The organism is Hyphococcus luteus (assembly GCF_002943565.1).
In the GTDB taxonomy this organism is placed as follows: domain Bacteria; phylum Pseudomonadota; class Alphaproteobacteria; order Caulobacterales; family Parvularculaceae; genus Hyphococcus; species Hyphococcus luteus.
This window is the reverse complement of the sequence record NZ_PJCH01000005.1, coordinates 40,844-60,295: the sequence shown is the minus strand read 5'-3', so window position 1 is coordinate 60,295 and position 19,452 is coordinate 40,844. Positions and strand designations below refer to the sequence as shown.

The following is a 19,452-nucleotide window of genomic DNA, read 5'->3' as shown; positions in this document are numbered from 1 at the left end:
GGGTTATTGTAGATAGGTCAACCGCGAAAGTGGTGCGGGTGGTACGTCAACAAACGTATGCCCGTTAACTACTTCGCTAACGCGACCTGGATTGACGCCAAAGTACGCGGCGACATCGTGTTGCATCATTCCCAGTTTGGTGACCATGGTCCGCATTTGCGCGGCCATTTCCGGTGTGACAGGCGGGGAATGCCGCCGGATGTGGCGGATAGGCTTCACTTCCTTCATGTGGAAGACTTCCTTTTAAATGCGGCAGTCCGCACTTGCCGGGAGTCCGTCGGGAGAGTACCGTTTTCCTGTTCAGGGGATGATACATCCTTCCTTTACCCAGTGACCCGTTTGCGGACTGCCAAGAACGATATTCGGGTCATTTTTGGACGGCGGTGTGATTAAGCGAATCACCGCCGTCCTCGGGTAAGCTTCAACAAAAAAACGCCGACTGAGAAGTCAGCCGGCGTGTTAAATTTTCCCCCATAAGGGGAAGGCGGTTTTGCATTTGCGAACCCCCAGGAAAAGCTTCTCAAATCAAACTTAGACGCTACCCGAGCATCATCCGAATAAATCCATTTGTCCGGACACCGTTTCGGGCACGCGGAAACGCGAAAGGTCGAGGGACGCGCGCTCGCGGTTGAAACCGAGGCGCGCGCGGGCGGCGCGGTTGCGCTGCGCGATGAGCTGGGCGTAGGGCGTCTTGATTTCGCGCTCGCGCGACCATTGCGGATCGTAATCCTTGCCTCCGTTCATTTCGCGGATATGGCGCATGATGCGTTTGGCGCGGTTCGGCGCATAGGCTTCGAGCCATTCCTGGAAGAGCGGCGAGACCTCAAGCGGCAGGCGCAGGATCGTAAAGGCGGAGAATGTCGCGCCGAGCGACGCCGCCTTTTCCATGATCGTCTCCATCTCGTCATCATTAAGGCCGGGGATCATCGGCCCGGTCATGATCCCGGTGACGATTCCCGTTTCGCTCAGCTTGCGGATCGCCTCGAAGCGCCATTTCGGCGCCGAGGCGCGCGGCTCCATGGAGCGGGCGAGCGCCTTGTCTTCCGTGGTGATCGAAATCATGGCGCGGGTCAGGTTCTTTTCCGCCATGGGCGCCAGGATATCGAGATCGCGGGTGATGAGCTGCGACTTCGTCAGGATCGTCACCGGATGGTTGAACTTCGCAAAGACGGTCAGAATCCCGCGCATGATCTGCATCCTGCGCTCCACCGGCTGATAGGGGTCTGTGTTGGTGCCCATGGCGATGGGCATGGGCCGGTAGCGCGGATTGGAGAGCTCCTTCTCCAATAGTTTGGGAGCGGAGGGTTTCGCGTAGAGCTTGGTTTCGAAGTCGAGCCCGGGCGACAGGCCCATATAGGCGTGGGTCGGCCGCGCGAAACAATAGATGCAGCCATGCTCGCAGCCGCGATAGGGATTGATCGAGCGGTCGAAGCCCACATAGGGCGAATTGTTGAAAGTGACGATCTTGCGCGGCGTCTCGAGCGTTACTTCCGTTTTGAAAGGCGGCAGCTCTTCCTCGAGGTCCCAGCCGTCATAAAGCTCTTCGCGCCGGTCCTTTTCGTAACGCCCGCTGTCATTGGACCGCGCGCCGCGCCCTTTCCCCTGGGCGGTCGCCCTTGTGTGTTGCGCTCCGGGGTTGGCGGCGGAACCGGAGACGGCGTCCCCCCTTTCTCCGGAGGCGGCGGAGGGGCGGGAAGGGCGGAAGGAAAGGTGCGCGGCGCGGGCCATGGCTTGACGCTAGCCAGCGAATTAGAACAAATCAAGAACATTTTTTGCCCAAGCGCCGGAGGCGCCGGAAAAGACAAGTGTGCTTGACAGGGGCGGCGCGCCCGGATATGTCCAGCTTGTTTGACAGGCAACGATGACGCAAATCATTCGTGTAAAGATAAAAAGGAGCGCTTCCATGTCGGAACGCATCAGAAAAGCAAAGCGCCGCTATACGATTGAGTTGTTCGCCGCCATGGCGCTTTACGTCATTGTTCTTTTCGGGGCGCTGACGCTTGCAAAAACATTGCCGCCCGGTCCGCTGCTGATCGCGCTGGCGCTCGCGCCGGTTGCGCCGATCCTGCTCGCGGCCGCCGCCTTTTTCCGCTTTTACCGGAACATGGACGAAATGCAGCGGCGCGTGACGGCGAATGCGGCCGCGCTGACTCTGGTCATCGGGATTTTGCTCGCCATTACGCTCGGTTTCCTGCGGCGCTTCGGCGTTATGAATTTCGAAGACGACATGATGTGGCTTGGCCCGGTTCTCATCGGGATTTGGGGCGGCGTCCGCTATGCACTCGGCGGGCGGGACTGCTGAGATGGAGAACCGCCTGAAAGAGCTCCGTATGGAAAGGCGCTGGTCCCAGGCCGACCTTGCGGAAAAGCTCGACGTCTCGCGCCAGACCGTGAACTCGCTGGAGCGCGGCAAATACGATCCTTCCTTGCCGCTCGCTTTCAAGATCGCGCGCGTCTTCGGCCTCGCCATCGAAAATATTTTCACGCCCGGAACGGGAGAGACTGAATGAAAACCCTTTTGTCCGTCGCCGCCTGTCTCGTCGCGGCCGTGCTCGCCGCCGCCGCAGCGTCGGCCCTGACGCGCCTCGACCGGCTCGGTCTGGAGGAGCCCTCGGCGCTTATCGAAGGCGGCAAGCTCGATCCGCGCCTGCCGCTGTTTTTCCGGGCGCCCGGGCTCTGACAGGATTCATTTTAAAGAGGAGAAACGCATGAAAATCCCGCGTATCATCGCCGGCCTGTTGTCCGCCGCCGTCATGCTGGGAATGGCGGCCGCGCTGAATGATTTCGCCGTCGCTTTTGCGCTCGGCGTTGCGGTGTTCATCGCCCTTGGCGGGCGCTCCCCGCGCCGCGGCTGTTAGGCGCGGCTCACACGATTTCGATGAGGCGGGGGCGCGACAGGCCGCTCACGCGCCGCTATAGCCAAGCCCCATGATCTCCGTCGTTATTCCTGCTTTGAATGCTGAAGCCCGCCTGGCGCCCTGTCTCGACGCGCTGGTGGCGCCGGCGCTCGACGGGCTCGTGAAAGAAGTGATCGTCGTCGACGGCGGCTCGTCGGATAAAACAGGCGAGATTGCGGACGGGTTCGGCGCGAAGCTTATGACCGCGCCGCCGGGCCGGGGCGGGCAGTTGAAGGCGGGCGCGGCGGCGGCTAAGGGCGACTGGCTGCTCTTTCTTCACGCCGATACGGTGCTGGAGGAGGGCTGGGCCGCAGAGGCGGCGGCGTTCATCAAGGATAACCCGGAAGGCGCGGCGGTATTCACGCTTTGCTTCGACGCCAAAGGCTTCGCGCCCGCGCTCGTCGCCGCCGGCGCCATGGCGCGCACAAGGGTTTTGAAAACGCCTTACGGCGATCAGGGCTTGCTTGTTTCGAAAGCGCTTTATGAGGCGCTTGGCGGTTACGCCGACATGCCGCTGATGGAGGATGTGGAATTCATCCGTCAGCTGACGAAAGCAAAAGGCGGCGGCGCGCTCATTGTCCTGAAGGCGAAGGCCGTCACCTCCGCCGAGCGTTATGAGCGCGACGGCTATCTCCGGCGGGTTATCAAGAACCTGACGATCCTGACGCGCTATTTTCTCGGCGCGTCGCCGGAAGCGCTGGCGAAGGCTTACCGGTGAGGCGCGGGACCGTCATCGTCTTCGTCAAGGCGCCGGTTGCGGGACGGGTGAAAACCCGTCTTGGCGCGGAGATCGGCTATGGAAGGGCTGCGGCGCTCTTTCGCGTCTTAACGCAGCGAACCATCGCCGAAAGCCTGAAAGGCGAATGGGATGCGATGCTCGCTGTCGATCCGCCGGGCGCCGTGCATATAACCGCGCGATTCTGGCCTGCGCATATGCCGCGCATGGCCCAGGGACCGGGCGATCTCGGCGCCCGCATGGCCCGCGCCTTCGAAAAAGCGCCGCCAGGTCCGGCGGTGATCATCGGCGCCGACGCGCCGGGCCTGCGCGCGCGGCATTTGCGGGGCGCATTCAGGGCGCTCAACGGCGCCGATGCGGTCTTCGGCCCGGCGGAAGACGGCGGTTACTGGCTTGTCGGCCTCAACCGCCGCAGGTCTTCGCCGGATCTCTTCAACGGCGTGCGCTGGTCCACGAAACACGCGCTCGCGGACACGCTGAAAACCCTGCCGGCCTCGTTCGACGCGGCGATGCTCGAAACCTTGCGCGATGTGGACGAGGCGGCGGATATGAAATCACTGTCGCTATTTTCGTCTGCGTGATCCCCACCCGGAAATTGTGCGGCGATTTCCGACCTCCCTTTTGCAAGGGGAGGTGAAGGTGGCTGCTTCGCTATGCCTCCCCCTTGAGAAGGGAATGGTTCGGAGGGGGATTATTTTACCTGCGTCTCATTATTGACCGTGCGTTTGGGCCGCGTCATTCTCCTTTCCAAAAAAGGGGGAGAGGCGTCATGAAATGGGTCGGTCTGGTTCTGGCGGCGCTGCTGGCCGCAGGCGCTTATGTTTTCTTCGGCGTTCTGCCGGGGCGCTTCGATGCGAAGACCAATGTGGTCCTGCCGCACGGAGCTTATAAAGTGAGCGCCGCGGCGCGCGCGCTGCATAAAACCATTCCCATCGCCGATCTTCACGCCGACACGCTGCTCTGGAAACGCGATCCGGCGAAACGCCAGTCGCGCGGCCAGACCGATCTCGTGCGTCTTCGCGAAGGCGGCGTTGCGCTTCAGGTCTTCACGGCGGTGACCAAAGTTCCGAAAAACATGAACCTAGACGAGAATGCGGCCGACAGCGATCAGCTCACCTTGCTGATGGCGGCGCAAGCCTGGCCGCCCCGCACCTGGTTTTCGATTTACGAACGCGCCGCGTATCAGGCCGGGCGTCTTGCTAAGCTCGAAAAAGATGCGCCGGACCGATTCATCTTTGTACGGAGCAGCGCCGATCTTCAACGCGCCCTTGATGAAGACAAGCTCGCCGGGATTTACGGCATCGAAGGCGCCCACCCCCTCGAAGGCGATCTTGCGAATATCGCCAGGCTTTACGATCAGGGCGTGCGCGTCATGGGGTTGCAGCATTTCTTCGACAACGAGCTCGGCGGTTCGCTCCACGGACAATCCGGCGCCGGGCTCACCGAGTTTGGCGAACAAGCGGTAGATGCGGCGGTCGCGCAAGGCGTCGTCATCGACCTCGCCCATGCGTCCGAGGCGGTGGTGCGCGACGTGCTCGCGCGCAGCAGCAAGCCTGTGATCGTTTCCCATACAGGGCTCAAGGGCCATTGTGACACGGCGCGCAATATTCCCGACGATCTCATGAAGGCGATCGCCGATCATGGCGGGCTTGTCGGCGTCGGCTATTGGGAGGCGGCGGCCTGCGCCACCAGTCCGGAAGGGATCGCGGCCGAAATCCTATACGGGGTCGGGCTTCTCGGCGCTGATCATGTGGCGCTCGGCTCCGATTTCGACGGCGCCGTGACGACGGCTTTGGATGCGTCGGAGCTCGCCGCGATTACGCAGGCGCTGATGGACGCCGGCCTAGACAATGAAACCATCCGCGCCGTCATGGGCGAAAACGCCGTGCGGTTCTTTCTGGAAAATCTCCCGGCGCAATAGGCGCTTCCTGACGAAAAAGGCCCGCCATTTTGGCGGGCCTTTTTTGGTCTGTTTTTTCAAGGCGCGGATCATCGCGCCCGGGCTTTGCCGATCAGGACGCGCCGAATGTGGCGAACGCGGCCGGGACGGCCACGGCCATCGCGACGATGCCGATCAGAATGTAAAATGCGGCGAGCGCCACTTTCGGGCCGAGCTTCACTTCGGGGGCGGCGTAATCCGCTGGGGTCGATGTAATCGCCATACCTAATACTCCTCCGGGCCGCATGTTCTGGGCGAGATCGCCTTTCTTGTTTTAGGGCCCGTCATAAAACTGTCATGAATATGGCGCACCGGGTGCGCAAAGTCAAGAGCGAAGCGCAAATACTGCGCTTTTGTCATATTAATGTAATAAAATGAGGGCCCGCAAGCCCAGTGATTCCGCCATTTCCAGGGGGGGTCACATTAATATGTGACGGGCTGGCGGCCTGTTCTGTAACGGCCTGTTTGCGACGGGCCGGGGCCGCGAAAGGGTCCCCTGGGCCGGTTTTGGCAATGTGCGGCGTCTTCAGGCCCTGGCTTTCGCCGGCGCTTTCTTCTTCGTCGCGGGCTTTTTCGGCGTTGGCTGGGGCCGGGTGAAGACCCATTGATCCGCCGTGCTGTCGCCGGGCTGGAATTTGTAGCCCTCGACGTCGAACTTTTTGAGGTCCTCGGCGCGCTCGAGCCGGTTCTGCGCCGCCCAGCGGGCCATCATGCCCCGGGCGCGCTTGGCGTAGAACATCACGGTCTTGGCCTGGCCGTCTTTCACCTCCCGGAAGACCGGGGTGACGACCGGGGCTTTCAGCGCCTTTTTGTCGACCGCGCTGAAATATTCGTTGGAGGCGAGGTTCACCACCGTGGGGTCTTCGTGGCCTTTCAGCGCCTTGTCGATTTCCTTTGAAATCTTGTCGCCCCAGAACTCATAGAGATTGCTCCCGCGCGGATTTTTCAGCTTCGAGCCCATTTCCAGGCGATAAGGCTGGATCGCGTCGAGCGGGCGCAGGAGCCCGTAAAGTCCCGAAAGAATGCGCAGATGATCCTGCGCGAATTTCAGATCCTCTTTCGACAGGCTTTCCGCCTCGAGCCCGAGATAGACGTCGCCGTTAAAGGCGAGCGCCGCCTGTTTCGAACTTTCAGACTTGCCGTCCGCATCGAAGGCCTGAAAGCGCTCGTAATTGAGATCCGCGAGTTTTTCGGAAATCCCCATCAGCGACTTGATCTTGCCGCGGGTCAGTTTCTTGGTGGTTTCGGAAAGCGCGCCCGCGTCTTTCAGGAATAAAGGCTTCGTCGCGCGCGGCGCGCCGGCGGCGGGGTCGAAATTCATGTTCTTGGCGGGGGAGAGAAGGATCAGCATGGGAACGCAAATACACGCTCATGCTCAAAATTCAACATGTGGGAGGAGGGGTGCGCGGAAGCGGATGGGGGAGAGAGGGCCGCTCCCGCGCGGCGGCACGTTACATGCCGCGATGGTATTGGTTCAGTTCTTTTTCGCTCACCATGCCGTCGTCATTGCGGTCGGCTTCGAGATAATAAAGATTGCCGAACTTCATGAACTCGTTGCGGGTGACGACGCCGTCGCCGTTTCCGTCCATGACGCGGAAACGCTCGGTCTTGCGCAGATCAGCGCGTTCTTGCATCTGCTGGCGGCGCGCCGTGTTGGAAGAGCCCTGCGGTCCGGGGCCAAGGCGCACGGCCTGATATTGCTGCAGCGTAAAGCCCTTTCCGTCAGGCGCGATGGCGTCGAAGGCGCCGGCGCGCCATTCGTTGAATTCGCTCTGGTTGAGCTTTTTATCGCCGTCATGGTCGTGGAGCCGGATTCGGTCCTTTGCGCCGAGATAGAGACGGTCCCGGTCCATGTCTTTCAGGCGGTCGCGATCCCGATCCCGGTCCATGTCGCGGTCGAAATCCTTGTCGCGGTCCTGATCTTTCATCCGGTCGCGGTCGGGTTGCGACATGGTTGGCGTGCTGCGCAGGGCTGCGCCGCCAGCGCCGCCGCCGCCTCCGCCATGGCCGCCCTGCGCAAAGGCGGGGGACAGGGAAAGAAGAAAAGCCGAACCGGCGACAGCCGTAAATTTTAGAAGTGAATTCCGCATGCCAAGTCCTCCTGCGGGTTGCTGCGATAAGCAGAGGCAATGGGTGATGGGCGCAGAGATAAGGGCGTTAACTGAGATAAAGCTGACGGATGGCCGTCGCAGTCACTGATGACGAATTTGTAAGAATGCCCGGCGCGAAACGCCTTGGCCGCAAGTCGTTCTCATGATGCGGGCTCCGGCCGGATCAGTGATCGTCATGTTCTTCGCCATGCTCGGTTTCCTGCGGCGGATGCGGCAAAAGCATCAGCCCGCCCGCCGTCAGGAGGGCGGCCCCGGCGGCGGCGATGAGCGCGCGCGACGAGCCGGGTTTCGCATCTCTTGCGCCGCTGTCTGCGGGGCGTTTCTTGGCGCCGGTCACCATGGCGCGGGCGAGATTTTCGCGGCTGGCGAAACTGGTGACGGCGACGCCCAGCAAATGCACGACCACCATCGCCTGCAACAAGCGGAAGGAAACTTCGTGCAGCTCCTTGAGATTGACATTGAAGATCAGCGACAACGGACCCGTCCGGTCGTCGTCGGCGCTGAGAAGGCCGCTGACGGCGGTCAGCGCGACGATCAGCATCAGGACGATGCTGGCAAGCGCGCCGAGGGAATTATGGCCAAGCGTCTGCGACGCGCGAAACCGCATCAGCTCCTTAATATGGGCGAAAATCTCCCGCGGCGGCGCGAAGAATGTCGAAAAGCGCGCATATTCGCCGCCCTGGAAGCCCCACAGAAACCGGAAAACGAGAAGCCCTATAATGGCTTCGCCGCTCAGCCGGTGGACCAGCGTGGCGAGGCCTTCTTCTTCGCCCGTGAACCAGCAGACGCCGATAAGAACGACGAGCAGCCAGTGAAAGATCCGGGTGGGCGCGTCCCACACGCGGACGGGAGTCATTTCGGCCATGTCTGTTTCTCCTGAGAATGCCTGCAATGAATATTGCAAACTCTTTCAGCAAAAACGATAGCCGCGCTAGCTGAGAGAAAGCTGACTTGCGCCGGCTTTGGGCGTGCGATTGGTTCTTAATTGCTTTGAAAGGTTAAAGCATCTTGCCCGGATTCATAATGCCTTTCGGGTCGAGCGCCTGTTTGATCGCGCGCATCATCTCCATCTCCACGGCGCTCTTGCGCTTGGCGATCGAGTCGCGGCGGTGGCGCCCGACGCCGTGCTCGGCGGAGATCGAGCCGGAGAAAGACCCGATCACGTCATAGACGGCGGATTCGATGTCGGGCCGCACGGGTTCGAGCACGTCCTTGGCCGAGCCTTCGGGGCCGATAATGTCGTAATGCACATTGCCGTCGCCGATATGGCCGAAGGGGACGATACGCGCATCGGGCGCGATCTTTTTCACCGCCGCGCCGGCCTTTTCGAGAAAAGCGGGTATGTCGCTCGTCGCCACGGACACGTCATGGCGCGCGCCAAGGCCCTCGCCATTGATCGCTTCGGAGAGCGAATGGCGGATGCGCCAGAAATCATGCGCCTGGGTTTCGTTCTCGGCGATCACCGCATCCTTGATGAGGCCCTGTTCCATCGCTTCGCCGAGCACCTCTTCGACGACTTCGCGCAAGCCTCTTTGCGCCGATGAAAACTCCGTCAGCACATAAAAGGGATGCGCCGCCGCCAGCGGGTCGCGGGTCTGGGGGATGTTTTTCAAGGTGATGTCGATGCAGATGCGCGCCATCAGTTCGAAACTCGATACCTGCCCGCCGGTGGCGGTCTGCGTCAGCGAAAGAAGCGCGACAGCGTCTTCGGCGCTGTCGAGGCCGGCGCAGACCGTGACCTTCTCCGCCGGCTGCGGGAAAAGTTTCAGCACCGCGCCGGTGACGATCCCGAGCGTGCCTTCGCCGCCGATGAAAAGCTGTTTCAGATCGTAGCCTGTATTGTCTTTCCTGAGACGTTTCAGCCCGTTCCAGATTTCGCCCGACGGCGTCACGGCTTCAATGCCCAAAACGAGATCGCGGGTGTTGCCGTAGCGCAAAACATTGACGCCGCCGGCGTTGGTCGAGATCACGCCGCCGATCTGACAGCTTCCTTCCGACCCAATGGAAAGCGGGAACAGCCGTCCGGCTTCCTCAGCGGCTTCCTGCGCGTCGGCGAGCGTCACGCCGGCGTCGACGGTCATCGTATTGTTGAGAGGCTCGACGGCGCGGACCTTCCGCATGCGTTTCAATGACAGGAGGATTTCATGGCCTTGCGGAATCTGTCCGCCCACAAGGCCGGTATTGCCGCCCTGGGGGGTGATGGCGATGCCGTTCTCGCTGCAATATTTGACGACCGCGGCGACTTCTTCCGTAGAAGCGGGGGCGACGATCAGCGCCGCCTTGCCGGGCCAGCGGCTCCTCCATTCTGAAAGGAAGGGCGCGGCGTCCTCGCCTTCGAATATTCCTTTGGGCCCGACAAGGGCGCGGATGGCGTCGAGCTTGTCCGGGGACGGCGTTGTGAGGGCGGCGGCGGTCATGAGCGTTAATCCGGTTTTGCTGGGAGCCTCCCTGTGTAGTGAGGCGCCGCCGGGCCATCAAGAGCGTCCATAAGGCGGCATGATAGCCAGTTTAAAATGAAATGACGGGCCCCAAGCCGTCTGCGACGTTTCTTTGCTTTCCCCTCAAAAGAGGCTTATCACTTTCGCCCGCAAGGGAGCGGCGGAAACGCCGCAGCCGGGGAGAAAAACGCGATGAGAACGCCGGGCTGGAAAGCGGCCGTGCTTCTGGGCGCGCTGGCGACGGGGCTCGCTGCCTGCGTCCGAGAGAACGCGCCGACCGAGACCGAGATTGAGGCCGACGAGAACGCCGCCCGCGCCGCCGAGGCCGTCGCCAATCCCGCCCGCTCCGGGGAAGACCGCGCCGACGACGCCCTCAGAAAGCCCGCCAATGTGCTCGCCTTCATGGAAGTGGGGCCGGGCGATCGTGTCTTCGAGATGGAGGGCGGCGCCGGCTATTACACCGAGCTTTTGTCTTACATGGTCGGGCCGGACGGGGCTGTGATCATGCAGAACCCGCCGAGCTTCGACGCCTTCGTAAAAGACATTGTGACGGCCCGCGTCGAGGGGCGGCTTGAGAATGTGCGCATTTCAAAAAGCCCCTTCGACAAGCTCGAGGCTGAAGACGCCTCCATGGACATCGTCACCTGGATCCTGGGCCCCCACGATCTTTATTATTCACCGGGCGGCGCCTATCTCGGCGACGATGCAGGGGCCTTCGCCGAAATCATGCGCATCCTGAAACCGGGCGGGACGTTCATCGTGCTCGATCATGTGGCCGCGCCCGGCTCGCCGAGATCGACCGGCGGCGTCATTCACCGCATCGATCCGGCGCTCATTCGTCAGCTTGCGGCGGAAGCCGGGTTTGTCATGACCGGCGAAAGCAATGTCCTGCGCCATGGCGACGACGATTATCTGGCCAATGTCTTCGATCCGAAAGTCCGCCGCATGACCGACCGGGTTCTCTATAAATATAAAAAGCCTGAGTGATCAGGCTTTCGGCGCGGCGGCGCGTTTCAGGCGGTCGTTGATGGCTTCGCCGAGCCCTTCCATGGGCACGTTTGCGACGGCGATGGTTTTGAGCCCGTTTGTTTTGGCCAGCCGGTCCGCCTCGCGCAAGTAAGCGAAAAGATTGGCGGCGGCTTCGGCGAGATCGCTGCTTTCGCTTAAATTAAGCGCGGCGGGGCCGTCGCCTTTGACCGCGCCGAAACCGAGAAACGCTTCGCCGTCTTTTTGCTCGCGCGCATCGAGGCGCATATTGGCGTCTGGCGCGTAATGGCTCGTCATCATGCCCGGCGCCTCGATTGTTCCGCTGGCGGATGAAAGCGGACAGCCAATGACGCGCTCGATATCCGCGCGCGCGATCCCGCCGGGGCGCAGCAGCGTCACTGTCTCTCCGTCGATCTTGACGATGGTCGATTCAACGCCGACGGGCGAGGGGCCGCCGTCGAGGATCATGTCGACCCTGTCGCCGAGCGAGTCTTTCACATGGTCCGCCCGCGTCGGGCTGATGGTTCCCGACCGGTTGGCGCTCGGCGCCGCCAGCGCGCGGTCGACGGATTGAATGAGCGCCTGCGCCAGGTCATGCTTCGGCGCCCTGACGCCGATGGTGTCCAGTCCGGCGGAGACGAGCAGGGAAATCTTGCCGTCTTCCTTGCGCGGCAGGACGAGGGTCAAAGGGCCGGGCCAGAATTCGGCCATCAGCTTTTCGGCGAGGGGCGGGACCGCGACATAACGCTTCGCCATGGCGGGGCCCGCCACATGCACGATCAGCGGATTGAATTGCGGCCGGCCCTTGGCCTCGAAAATTTTCGCGACCGCCTGATCGTTCGTCGCATCCGCGGCGAGGCCGTAGACCGTCTCCGTCGGCATGGCGACAAGCCCGCCGGCGCGGAGGATCGCCGCGGCGTCTTTTATGTCTTTGTGATCGAGGACCGTCATGGCCGCCCTATAGCAGGCGGCGCGCCCGCCTAAAAAGCTTTTAAAATTTCACTGCGCCCCGCACTGGCGTCCGGCCCTTTCGCCGCATATCTAAGCGTCGAAGACCTCGTTTGGAGCCGCCATGACTTTCACGACCCCCATCCGCGACATGCGTTTCATTCTGGACCATGCGGCCGGTTTCGGCGCGCTCGAACAGTCCGGCGCGTATCCCGAGCTGTCGGAGGACCTGACAGCGGCGATCCTCGAGGAAATGGGGAAATTCTGCGACGGCGTCGTCGCCCCCTTGAACGAGACAAGCGACCATAACGGCGCGGCGCTCGAAAACGGCGTCGTCAGGACGAGCCCCGGCTTCAAGGAAGCCTACAAGCAATATGTGGAGGCCGGCTGGTCTTCGCTCGCATTTCCGGAAGAGGCGGGCGGTCAGGGCCTGCCGTCGACGCTCGCCGTCGCGCTCGTCGACGCCTTGAACGGCGCCTGCATGTCCTTCGCCATCGGCACGACGCTGACGACGGGCGCGGTGAAGGCGATCCTGCCTGCGGCGACGGACGAGCAAAAGGCGCTTTATCTTGAAAAGATGGTGTCGGGCGAATGGACCGGCACCATGAACCTGACCGAGCCGCAGGCCGGGTCGGATTTGTCCGCGATCCGCACCAAGGCCGAACCGGTCGGGGACGGCCGCTACAAGATCAGTGGGCAGAAGATTTTCATCACTTACGGCGATCACGACATGACGGACAACATCGTCCATCTCGTGCTCGCGCGCCTGCCCGACGCGCCCGCCGGCACCGCCGGCATCTCCATGTTCATCGTGCCGAAGATCCATGTGAAGGAGGACGGCGCGCTCGGCGAACGCAACGACGTCCAGTGCATCAAGCTGGAGGAAAAGATGGGGCTTCACGGCAGCCCCACCTGCGTCATGTCTTACGGCGACAAAGGCGAATGTTACGGCACGCTTCTCGGCGAGGAGAACAAGGGCCTTAAAAACATGTTCGTGATGATGAACGCCGCGCGTCTCGATGTGGGGATGCAAGGCGTCGGCGTCGCAGAGCGCGCATACCAGCGCGCGCTCGCCTATGCGCAGGACAGAAAGCAGGGCCGGGGCGCCGGTGTGAAATCCGGCGAGATGGTCGCGATCTACGAACATCCCGACGTGCGCCGCATGCTTTATTCCATGAAAGCGCTGGTCGAAGCCTCGCGCGCTGTCTGTTACGCCAACGCCGTCGCTTACGATCTCGCGCGTCATGCGCCGGACGAAAAAACCCGCGCCGAAGCCAAAGCCATGGAAGAGCTCTTAACGCCGATTTCAAAGGCGTGGTCCACAGACCGCGCCAACGACGTGACGTCGCTCGGCGTGCAGGTGCATGGCGGCATGGGCTATGTCGAAGAGACCGGCGCCGCGCAGCATATGCGCGACGCGCGCATCGCTGCCATCTATGAAGGCACCAACGGCATTCAGGCGATGGATCTTGTGGGCCGCAAGCTGCAAGGCGACGGCGGCGCGGCGGCGAAGAAATTCATCGCCGAAATCAAGAACGAAGCGAAGGTCCTGAAAGCCGCGAAGCGTGAAGAGCTGCATCATGTGGGCGAGCGCCTGCTCGCCGCCGCCGACGCGCTGCACGCCTCCACCGACTGGCTTCTGGAAAAGGCGCAGGAAAATCCCGAGCACGCGCTCGCCGGGGCGACGCCTTATCTCAAACAGTTCGGCAATGTCGCGGGCGGCTATTATCTGTCCAAAGCGGCCATCGCCGCGGCGCTCGAAATTCACGAGAACCGCGATCCCGCCTATCACGAAACCAAGATCGCCATGGCGCGCTTTTTCGCCGACAATTACCTGACCGAAGCGATCGGCCTCACAGACGCGATCATGGCCGGCGCCGGCGGCGTCGCGCGCCTCGATCCTGATTTGCTGAGCGCTTAAAACGCTGTCCTGCGGGGAGGGGCGTTTCGCCTCCGCCTCTCACTAAAATGGACAGCCAAGGGCTGCGCGCTCAGCGGCGGGGATCGTATAATCGAAACATAGGGGATCGGCCGCCACGCCGCCCTTGGTCTGCGTCGCCAGCGCCCAGCTTGCAATGACGCTGAGGCCGAGCGCGGCGCGATTGGGATCGTAACGATACTGTTTTGCGAGGTAGTTGCGAAACTCGCCTTCCAGAACGCGGTATAAAATGGACTGCTCTTCGTCGTCATGCACAAGCCGGAATTCGGCGCTCTGGGGATAGTAAGTGCCGGAATAAAACTGTTCGAAGGCGTAATCGTTGCGTTTTTGTTTGCCGCGATAAGCGGACCCTTCAATTCTGTAGGCGTCGTTGAATTTTGTGCGGCCGAGTATTCGAACGGTTTGCGGCAATTGTCCGCATTGTTGCTTAGCAAGGAGTTTATAAGCTTTCAGCATCGCTTCAACGCGCATCCCTGTGGCAAGGCCTGTTTGGGAGCGAACATAAAAATCATAGGGAGAACGCCGCTGGTTTTTCAGCGCTGAAATATTTTCCGGCGTCAGCTTTGGGTTGGCGTAAAGGCGGTGAATGACAATGGTGGGTTCTGCGGCGCAAAGATCGCCGATCACGCGCATGTCGGCCTTGTCCGTCAAAGCATATTCGCCTTCAATCAGGCGTTTTTTCTGCGTCTGCTTGTTTTTGCATTCGTGAAAGGGGTCGAGATAGCGAACTTCTTTCACTTTCGCCGGATAGGAGGTCTCGCTCGGGCTCACGATCAGGCGATTATACCTATACGACCATTCGCGCCCGAGACCGCCGGAGCAGACGAGCACCTGACCCGATTTCGAGATTGCAGCATTCTGTTTGCGGACAAACGCATGAGCGGGCGCCAGCGCCGCCGCCAATGCTGTAAGTAAAATGATGAATTTTGCCGCCATTTTTCATTTCCCCCATATCGTCGCGCGCTATTCCTGACACGCTTGCATGATGAAAGAAATGGTCGGAGTGGCGTGATTCGAACACGCGGCCCCTGCCTCCCGAATTCAACCATTTTGCCAAAATTGAACTCTAAAAACAGCACGAATTCAACCAGTTAGCTTCCGCGCATCGATCAACTGAATTTTTCGTTTGGGGTTGGTTTGTGGGTCGCTTGAAGTTCGTTCGGGCAATATCCGGCAAAATCGGCGGCGAGAAATCCGTTTAGTCGTGCCTCAATATGGCGGCGGCTTTCTTGCCGCGATTGGTGCTGCTCCAGTGAACCCTGTCTCCCGTATGAGCGAAGTCGAGCCACGCAAGGTTTGCTTGGGCGATGCTGCTTCATCATCCTTCTCGCAAGGATGCCATGCTGGATCGCGCCAATCGCATCCTCCATAAAATCAACCATGTAGCTACGCACACTCAAAATTTGTTTGTTGTGATTGGTTTGGGGTTCGTTTGAGGTGGAATTGGCGATATGTGCAAAGGTAAAATCATCGAAATTCGCGCGTTCATTCTCCAAGTCCGCTTAGAGGGCCAGAAAATCCGGGAGCGGATTTTACAACCGTCAGGCGGGCCACCGTCATTCAGCGGTTCGCCCTCCCAACAGTGAATCTGTGTAATCTCGGTCCTTGCTTGTGAGCAACTCGGAACTTTTTCACTGCGTGCGCGAGTTTCGTTCCAAACTATCGAGCGCCGTCTTAAAGACCGCTCCAGAAATTCTCCGATCGCTTCTGCCTGATTCAAGCAATGGTTCACACCTCAATTCGTCGGCACGCTCAGCGCTTCGTCGCCGCGATCGAAGCCGGCATCAGATACGCCGATATCAAGTCGACAACGGTGCTCAGAGAGGCCTCTTCGACCCCCAGGCTCTCCAAATACAGCCGCCATTGACGAATTTTCACCTCGTCGCTCGCGAAGGTTTGCGAAAGACCGACGGCGCGCGCTGTTGGGATTTCCGCGCCTCTGCGCGCGAAGGTCGCCGCAATGGCGGGCGCCAAAGCAGAGGGGGCATGGGCGATCACGCGACCGAGCGTCCAGAGATCGTAATAGTCTTTCATCCGGCTATTCGCCATGCCGAGGGCGACGATCGCATGAAACTTTTCAGCGATGACAGTCTCGATCGGATAGGCGCGAATATTCGGCGACGGCAAATCGAGGAGAACCGGATAGTCGATGTCGCGCGCCTCCGGCGTGACGACGTCGCCATAACCGATATCGATCACGACCGGGACGCGCGTGCGTTCCAGGAAGGCCGTGGTTTTTACGCGGAGGCCGCCATATTCAATTTCTTCCCGGATCGGTGCGATCCGAAGAGCATTCTTGTCGAAGACAATGCCGTCGTTCATCTCTATCGAAAGCAGATTTTCGAATATCCGGCGGACCGCTTCCTCAGAGGCGTCGCCGTGGCCGAGCAGGTCGAGATCGCGTGTGACGCGCGCATCATTTGGAATCCAGACGGCCAGCAGCATGCCGCCCTTGAGGATGAAGTTTTTACGGTGGGAGGATATCGAAAGGCGATAGAGGATGCGTTCGAGAACATATTGGATGAGCAGGATGTCGAACGGCGTCTGCGTCGCGCGAGATATGTTGGCGAGGCGCGCTTTCACGGAGACGGCGATATTGTCGGGTGGTTTAGCCATCGGATGTCAGCGCTTCGAGATAGGGGCGGACCTTGTTCCAGATGCGGCCCTCGCGTGCGGCTTCGGCGATTTCGGCGGGCGTTGCGATCCGATCCTTGAGGGCGGACCGCATCGCTTCGACGGCGATTGAGCGGTCGACCAGTTTAGGGTTCCTGAAGATGTCGGCAATGGTTTTCGTCGCGCTGTAAACACGCGTGTCGACCCCTGCGATCTTGTGGCGCTCGATCCCCATTGACAGGTAGGGCTCGGTGAAGCGCACGACGCGAAGCGGGGGATATCCCGTCTCGGACGGTTTCCAGTCTTTCGGACCGATCGCGATCCAGACTTTTCTCGGCATCTGGTCGGTTAGCCCATGAAACGCCAGCGCCGAGGTCATGCAGATGACGCCCTTCGGCGTGCGTTTTGCGGCTTCGGCAAGAGCCTGGTTCGCATCGTCGGCGCTCCCGGGAAGCTGGTAAAGTCCTCTCGAAAGCCGAACGATGACGCCATCCGCAAGCGCTCTTGCGATCGTCGTCGCATCCACGCCGGCTTCACGGATTTCAGCGGCGCGCGCGAGGCTCCTGCGCCGAAGAAACTCGACGAGGCGGCTGCGTTGAGACTGGTTGGTCCGGGCGGCTATGTTACTATTCATCGGATAAATACAGATTTACTCCGATGAATAGTAACAGCGAGTCAGGCTCCCGTCAACGTCTCCGGAAAGCCGCGGTGAGCCGCTCGACGATCATTTGCCCGACGCTTTTCTCGCCGGCATGGCGCGGAACCGGAACTTCAAAGTCCTCACCCGCAACGAAAGCGAGTTTCGCAATACCGGCGTAGATATTATCAATCCGTGGACGGCGGACGTCACATGATTGATGCTTGTATCAATCCACATGAGGTTGCTTGATGCCGAATCGAAAAGGACGGCGGATATGGGTCAAAACGCTGACAAGCGGCGAAAAAGCTGCGATCGCAGCCAGTTGCGACAATTTCATCGCCGAAACGCTAAAACCCCGCTTCCTGCCCGAGATTCGCCCGACAGAGTTCAACTATCCCGTCGATATTTTCGGCAAATGGCGCGGGAATAAATACAGCTTCATCACGCGCTACCGGTCTGGCTTTTCCGACAATCTCGGCGAGGAGTTCAATTCGGCGTTCACGCGCCTCGATCATGTGGAAGAATACCTGAAAGAAACCCGCTTCGATGTCATGTGGCATAGACATACCGGGCAGTGGTTTCGCCTGCATGCCGCCGTCACGCTGGAGGAGGTGTTGCGGTTGATCGAGACCGACGGCATGCTGCAGCCGCCTATATGAAGACGAAAGGCGCTATTCGTTTCGACACCGACATCCTGCGCGATCTTGCGGGAGAAAAAGTCTTCGCGCGCGGCGCGGCCTATCATCGCGACGGACATGTTGAAATTCTAAGCTATGAAACGAAGCGCGTGCTGGCGCAGGTCGCCGGGACGGAAGATTATCGCGTCGTTCTTGAAGGGCGCGGGGAGGACATCGACGGAGAATGTTCCTGCCCGGCCTTTGAGCGGGGATTCTGCAAGCACATGGTTGCGACGGCGCTTGCGGCCAATGCGGCCGCCGGCGGCGAAGAGCCGGAAGGCGGGGGCCTCCTTGCCCGCATTCGCGTTCATTTGAAGGCGAGAGGCGTCGACGCGCTTGTCGACATGATCATTGAAATGGCCGAACACGATCCGGCCCTCCTGCGCAGGCTCGACATGGCCGCCGCCGTCGAATGCGAAGACGAAGAAACGCTGGAAAAGCGCTACCGCAAGGCGATCGACGAGGCGACCCGCACGCGCGGGTTTATCGACTACGCCCGAGCGCCCGACTGGGCCGCCAATGTCGATGCCGCGCTTGACGCGCTCGCCGGCCTGCCGGCGGCGGGTCAGGGGGCTTTGGCGCTGAAACTCGCTGAGCGCGCCATCGACGGGATAGAGCGCGCCATTGAACATATCGACGATTCCGACGGCCATTGCAGTTGGCTGCTGCACCGCGCGCGCGACATTCACCTCGACGCGGCGCGGGCGGCGCGGCCTGATCCGGTCGCGTTCGCTGGGGAACTCTTCGCCCGCGAAATGGAGGAGGACTACGATACGTTCTCCGGCGCCGCCGCGCTTTACGCCGATGTGCTGGGCGAGGAAGGGCTCGCCGAATATCGCCATCTCGCCATGGAAGCATGGGAGAAGCTTCCGATGCGAACGGGCGAACGCCGCGGTTTGATGATCGGGCCTGTGGAAGCCGGGGATATTTCGGTCAGGCTGCTTCGCGGTTCTTGAACCGCCAGGAGTCGTTGCCGGTCTCGATGATGTCGCAGTGATGGGTGAGCCGGTCGAGGAGCGCCGCCGTCATTTTCGGATCGGAGAAGACGCTCGGCCATTCGCCGAAGGCGAGGTTCGTCGTCACAATCACCGAGGTCTGTTCGTAAAGCCGGCTGACGACATGGAACAGGAGCTGGCCGCCGGAGAGTGCGAACGGCAGATAGCCGAGTTCGTCGAGGACGACGAAGTCGAGGCGCGTCAGATGATCGGCGATGCGGCCCTGCCGGCCGGCGCGGGCTTCCGCCTCCAGCTTGTTGACGAGATCGACGACATTGAAGAAGCGGCCGCGCTTGCCGGTTCGGATGAAGGACCGCGCGATGGCGATGGCCAGATGCGTCTTGCCGGTTCCCGTGACGCTGACGGTGATCGGCTCCGTCTTGACCGTCTAAACCAGAACTTCTGGCACGGGCGGCGGGCCCGCCGCTTCGCGCGAGGCGCCGCCGTACGACGACGCCGCCAATAACGCAAAGGCGGCGGCGATGCGCACATGCCTCCCTTCAAACCGCAACATGACGACTCCCAGATTGCA

At 61.0% G+C, this 19,452-nt stretch carries 24 protein-coding genes and 1 pseudogene; 12 read left to right on the top strand and 13 right to left on the bottom strand.

The annotated features are described in order from the left end of the window. Positions 1-3: 3 nt before the first annotated feature. Complete coding sequence (locus tag CW354_RS05075; protein ID WP_104828980.1) at positions 4-228, bottom strand: hypothetical protein; 225 nt, start codon at positions 226-228, stop codon at positions 4-6. Between the two features lie 321 nt (positions 229-549). Continuing rightward, complete coding sequence (locus tag CW354_RS05070; protein WP_104828979.1) at positions 550-1,728, bottom strand: PA0069 family radical SAM protein; 1,179 nt, start codon at positions 1,726-1,728, stop codon at positions 550-552. A gap of 175 nt (positions 1,729-1,903) precedes the next feature. On the opposite strand from CW354_RS05070, the gene CW354_RS05065 reads away from it, so the two are divergent. The 7 genes from CW354_RS05065 to CW354_RS05045 all read left to right on the top strand — a co-directional run bounded on the left by CW354_RS05065 (position 1,904) and on the right by CW354_RS05045 (position 5,554). Continuing rightward, positions 1,904-2,302, top strand: a complete 399-nt coding sequence (locus tag CW354_RS05065; protein ID WP_104828978.1) for a hypothetical protein — start codon at positions 1,904-1,906, stop codon at positions 2,300-2,302. A gap of 1 nt (position 2,303) precedes the next feature. Next, entirely contained in the window at positions 2,304-2,510 is a 207-nt protein-coding gene (locus tag CW354_RS05060; protein ID WP_104828977.1) for a helix-turn-helix transcriptional regulator, read from the top strand. Further along, on the top strand, positions 2,507-2,680 hold the full coding sequence (locus CW354_RS23300; RefSeq protein WP_165793536.1) for a hypothetical protein: 174 nt from the start codon (positions 2,507-2,509) through the stop codon (positions 2,678-2,680). The genes CW354_RS05060 and CW354_RS23300 overlap by 4 nt, the downstream gene beginning before the upstream one ends. A 28-nt stretch (positions 2,681-2,708) precedes the next feature. Continuing rightward, the gene (locus tag CW354_RS23295; protein ID WP_165793535.1) at positions 2,709-2,858 is read left to right on the top strand and encodes a hypothetical protein; all 150 of its coding nucleotides are present in this window, start codon (positions 2,709-2,711) and stop codon (positions 2,856-2,858) included. Positions 2,859-2,928: 70 nt separating this feature from the next. Then, a complete protein-coding gene (locus CW354_RS05055) occupies positions 2,929-3,615 on the top strand; it encodes a TIGR04283 family arsenosugar biosynthesis glycosyltransferase (RefSeq protein WP_104828976.1) in 687 nt (228 codons plus the stop codon). After that, on the top strand, positions 3,612-4,214 hold the full coding sequence (locus tag CW354_RS05050; RefSeq protein WP_104828975.1) for a TIGR04282 family arsenosugar biosynthesis glycosyltransferase: 603 nt from the start codon (positions 3,612-3,614) through the stop codon (positions 4,212-4,214). The genes CW354_RS05055 and CW354_RS05050 overlap by 4 nt, the downstream gene beginning before the upstream one ends. A gap of 188 nt (positions 4,215-4,402) precedes the next feature. Continuing rightward, positions 4,403-5,554, top strand: a complete 1,152-nt coding sequence (locus tag CW354_RS05045) for a dipeptidase (protein WP_104828974.1) — start codon at positions 4,403-4,405, stop codon at positions 5,552-5,554. A 91-nt stretch (positions 5,555-5,645) separates the two neighbouring features. On the opposite strand, the gene CW354_RS23290 is transcribed toward CW354_RS05045, so the two are convergent. From CW354_RS23290 to CW354_RS05025, 5 genes are all read right to left on the bottom strand, one after another. Next, positions 5,646-5,795 carry a hypothetical protein gene (locus CW354_RS23290; protein WP_165793534.1) on the bottom strand — a complete coding sequence of 50 codons (150 nt, stop codon included), beginning with the start codon at positions 5,793-5,795 and terminating at the stop codon, positions 5,646-5,648. A 303-nt stretch (positions 5,796-6,098) separates the two neighbouring features. Further along, entirely contained in the window at positions 6,099-6,923 is an 825-nt protein-coding gene (yaaA, locus tag CW354_RS05040; RefSeq protein WP_104828973.1) for a peroxide stress protein YaaA, read from the bottom strand. A 100-nt stretch (positions 6,924-7,023) separates the two neighbouring features. After that, a complete protein-coding gene (locus CW354_RS05035; protein WP_104828972.1) occupies positions 7,024-7,662 on the bottom strand; it encodes an EF-hand domain-containing protein in 639 nt (212 codons plus the stop codon). Between the two features lie 184 nt (positions 7,663-7,846). Then, positions 7,847-8,548 (bottom strand): cytochrome b/b6 domain-containing protein, encoded by a 702-nt coding sequence (locus CW354_RS05030; RefSeq protein WP_104828971.1) that lies wholly within the window; start codon positions 8,546-8,548, stop codon positions 7,847-7,849. Between the two features lie 133 nt (positions 8,549-8,681). Continuing rightward, entirely contained in the window at positions 8,682-10,100 is a 1,419-nt protein-coding gene (locus CW354_RS05025; protein WP_104828970.1) for an FAD-binding oxidoreductase, read from the bottom strand. Positions 10,101-10,313: 213 nt separating this feature from the next. Here CW354_RS05025 and CW354_RS05020 point away from each other — a divergent pair, with 213 nt between their 5' ends. Further along, positions 10,314-11,108, top strand: coding sequence for a methyltransferase domain-containing protein (locus CW354_RS05020; RefSeq protein WP_104828969.1), 795 nt, complete (start codon positions 10,314-10,316; stop codon positions 11,106-11,108). Here the strand turns inward: CW354_RS05020 and CW354_RS05015 are convergent, their stop codons facing one another. After that, positions 11,109-12,059, bottom strand: a complete 951-nt coding sequence (locus tag CW354_RS05015) for an L-threonylcarbamoyladenylate synthase (RefSeq protein ID WP_104828968.1) — start codon at positions 12,057-12,059, stop codon at positions 11,109-11,111. 121 nt (positions 12,060-12,180) lie between these two features. Here CW354_RS05015 and CW354_RS05010 point away from each other — a divergent pair, with 121 nt between their 5' ends. Beyond that, entirely contained in the window at positions 12,181-13,977 is a 1,797-nt protein-coding gene (locus CW354_RS05010; RefSeq protein ID WP_104828967.1) for an acyl-CoA dehydrogenase family protein, read from the top strand. Positions 13,978-14,019: 42 nt separating this feature from the next. On the opposite strand, the gene CW354_RS05005 is transcribed toward CW354_RS05010, so the two are convergent. From CW354_RS05005 to CW354_RS04995, 4 genes are all read right to left on the bottom strand, one after another. Further along, positions 14,020-14,931, bottom strand: coding sequence for a hypothetical protein (locus CW354_RS05005; protein ID WP_104828966.1), 912 nt, complete (start codon positions 14,929-14,931; stop codon positions 14,020-14,022). 173 nt (positions 14,932-15,104) lie between these two features. Next, positions 15,105-15,491, bottom strand: coding sequence for a hypothetical protein (locus CW354_RS22980; RefSeq protein ID WP_133162186.1), 387 nt, complete (start codon positions 15,489-15,491; stop codon positions 15,105-15,107). Positions 15,492-15,747: 256 nt separating this feature from the next. Then, on the bottom strand, positions 15,748-16,611 hold the full coding sequence (locus tag CW354_RS05000; protein WP_104828965.1) for a nucleotidyl transferase AbiEii/AbiGii toxin family protein: 864 nt from the start codon (positions 16,609-16,611) through the stop codon (positions 15,748-15,750). Then, positions 16,604-17,242 (bottom strand): type IV toxin-antitoxin system AbiEi family antitoxin domain-containing protein, encoded by a 639-nt coding sequence (locus CW354_RS04995; protein ID WP_207764679.1) that lies wholly within the window; start codon positions 17,240-17,242, stop codon positions 16,604-16,606. Before CW354_RS04995 ends, CW354_RS05000 begins: the two co-directional genes overlap by 8 nt. Positions 17,243-17,336: 94 nt before the next feature. Here CW354_RS04995 and CW354_RS23905 point away from each other — a divergent pair, with 94 nt between their 5' ends. The 3 genes from CW354_RS23905 to CW354_RS04985 are packed head-to-tail and all read left to right on the top strand — an operon-like array spanning position 17,337 to position 18,881. Further along, positions 17,337-17,462 (top strand): type II toxin-antitoxin system VapC family toxin, encoded by a 126-nt coding sequence (locus tag CW354_RS23905; protein WP_165793533.1) that lies wholly within the window; start codon positions 17,337-17,339, stop codon positions 17,460-17,462. A gap of 34 nt (positions 17,463-17,496) precedes the next feature. Then, the gene (locus CW354_RS04990) at positions 17,497-17,907 is read left to right on the top strand and encodes a DUF3024 domain-containing protein (RefSeq protein ID WP_104828964.1); all 411 of its coding nucleotides are present in this window, start codon (positions 17,497-17,499) and stop codon (positions 17,905-17,907) included. Next, on the top strand, positions 17,904-18,881 hold the full coding sequence (locus CW354_RS04985) for an SWIM zinc finger family protein (protein WP_207764678.1): 978 nt from the start codon (positions 17,904-17,906) through the stop codon (positions 18,879-18,881). The genes CW354_RS04990 and CW354_RS04985 overlap by 4 nt, the downstream gene beginning before the upstream one ends. Here the strand turns inward: CW354_RS04985 and CW354_RS04980 are convergent. After that, positions 18,859-19,290: pseudogene (locus CW354_RS04980) on the bottom strand (ATP-binding protein); the annotation flags it as partial. The gene CW354_RS04985 and the pseudogene CW354_RS04980 overlap by 23 nt on opposite strands. Positions 19,291-19,452 lie beyond the last annotated feature (162 nt).

Bases quoted from the DNA above. Each gene is read 5' to 3' on its own strand.
- CW354_RS05075 (WP_104828980.1), bottom strand. From the start codon at position 228: ATGAAGGAAGTGAAGCCTATCCGCCACATCCGGCGGCATTCCCCGCCT.
- CW354_RS05070 (WP_104828979.1), bottom strand. From the start codon at position 1,728: ATGGCCCGCGCCGCGCACCTTTCCTTCCGCCCTTCCCGCCCCTCCGCC.
- CW354_RS05065 (WP_104828978.1), top strand. From the start codon at position 1,904: ATGTCGGAACGCATCAGAAAAGCAAAGCGCCGCTATACGATTGAGTTG.
- CW354_RS05060 (WP_104828977.1), top strand. From the start codon at position 2,304: ATGGAGAACCGCCTGAAAGAGCTCCGTATGGAAAGGCGCTGGTCCCAG.
- CW354_RS23300 (WP_165793536.1), top strand. From the start codon at position 2,507: ATGAAAACCCTTTTGTCCGTCGCCGCCTGTCTCGTCGCGGCCGTGCTC.
- CW354_RS23295 (WP_165793535.1), top strand. From the start codon at position 2,709: ATGAAAATCCCGCGTATCATCGCCGGCCTGTTGTCCGCCGCCGTCATG.
- CW354_RS05055 (WP_104828976.1), top strand. From the start codon at position 2,929: ATGATCTCCGTCGTTATTCCTGCTTTGAATGCTGAAGCCCGCCTGGCG.
- CW354_RS05045 (WP_104828974.1), top strand. From the start codon at position 4,403: ATGAAATGGGTCGGTCTGGTTCTGGCGGCGCTGCTGGCCGCAGGCGCT.
- CW354_RS23290 (WP_165793534.1), bottom strand. From the start codon at position 5,795: ATGGCGATTACATCGACCCCAGCGGATTACGCCGCCCCCGAAGTGAAG.
- yaaA (WP_104828973.1), bottom strand. From the start codon at position 6,923: ATGCTGATCCTTCTCTCCCCCGCCAAGAACATGAATTTCGACCCCGCC.
- CW354_RS05035 (WP_104828972.1), bottom strand. From the start codon at position 7,662: ATGCGGAATTCACTTCTAAAATTTACGGCTGTCGCCGGTTCGGCTTTT.
- CW354_RS05030 (WP_104828971.1), bottom strand. From the start codon at position 8,548: ATGGCCGAAATGACTCCCGTCCGCGTGTGGGACGCGCCCACCCGGATC.
- CW354_RS05025 (WP_104828970.1), bottom strand. From the start codon at position 10,100: ATGACCGCCGCCGCCCTCACAACGCCGTCCCCGGACAAGCTCGACGCC.
- CW354_RS05020 (WP_104828969.1), top strand. From the start codon at position 10,314: ATGAGAACGCCGGGCTGGAAAGCGGCCGTGCTTCTGGGCGCGCTGGCG.
- CW354_RS05015 (WP_104828968.1), bottom strand. From the start codon at position 12,059: ATGACGGTCCTCGATCACAAAGACATAAAAGACGCCGCGGCGATCCTC.
- CW354_RS05010 (WP_104828967.1), top strand. From the start codon at position 12,181: ATGACTTTCACGACCCCCATCCGCGACATGCGTTTCATTCTGGACCAT.
- CW354_RS05005 (WP_104828966.1), bottom strand. From the start codon at position 14,931: ATGGCGGCAAAATTCATCATTTTACTTACAGCATTGGCGGCGGCGCTG.
- CW354_RS05000 (WP_104828965.1), bottom strand. From the start codon at position 16,611: ATGGCTAAACCACCCGACAATATCGCCGTCTCCGTGAAAGCGCGCCTC.
- CW354_RS04995 (WP_207764679.1), bottom strand. From the start codon at position 17,242: ATGAATAGTAACATAGCCGCCCGGACCAACCAGTCTCAACGCAGCCGC.
- CW354_RS04990 (WP_104828964.1), top strand. From the start codon at position 17,497: ATGCCGAATCGAAAAGGACGGCGGATATGGGTCAAAACGCTGACAAGC.
- CW354_RS04985 (WP_207764678.1), top strand. From the start codon at position 17,904: ATGAAGACGAAAGGCGCTATTCGTTTCGACACCGACATCCTGCGCGAT.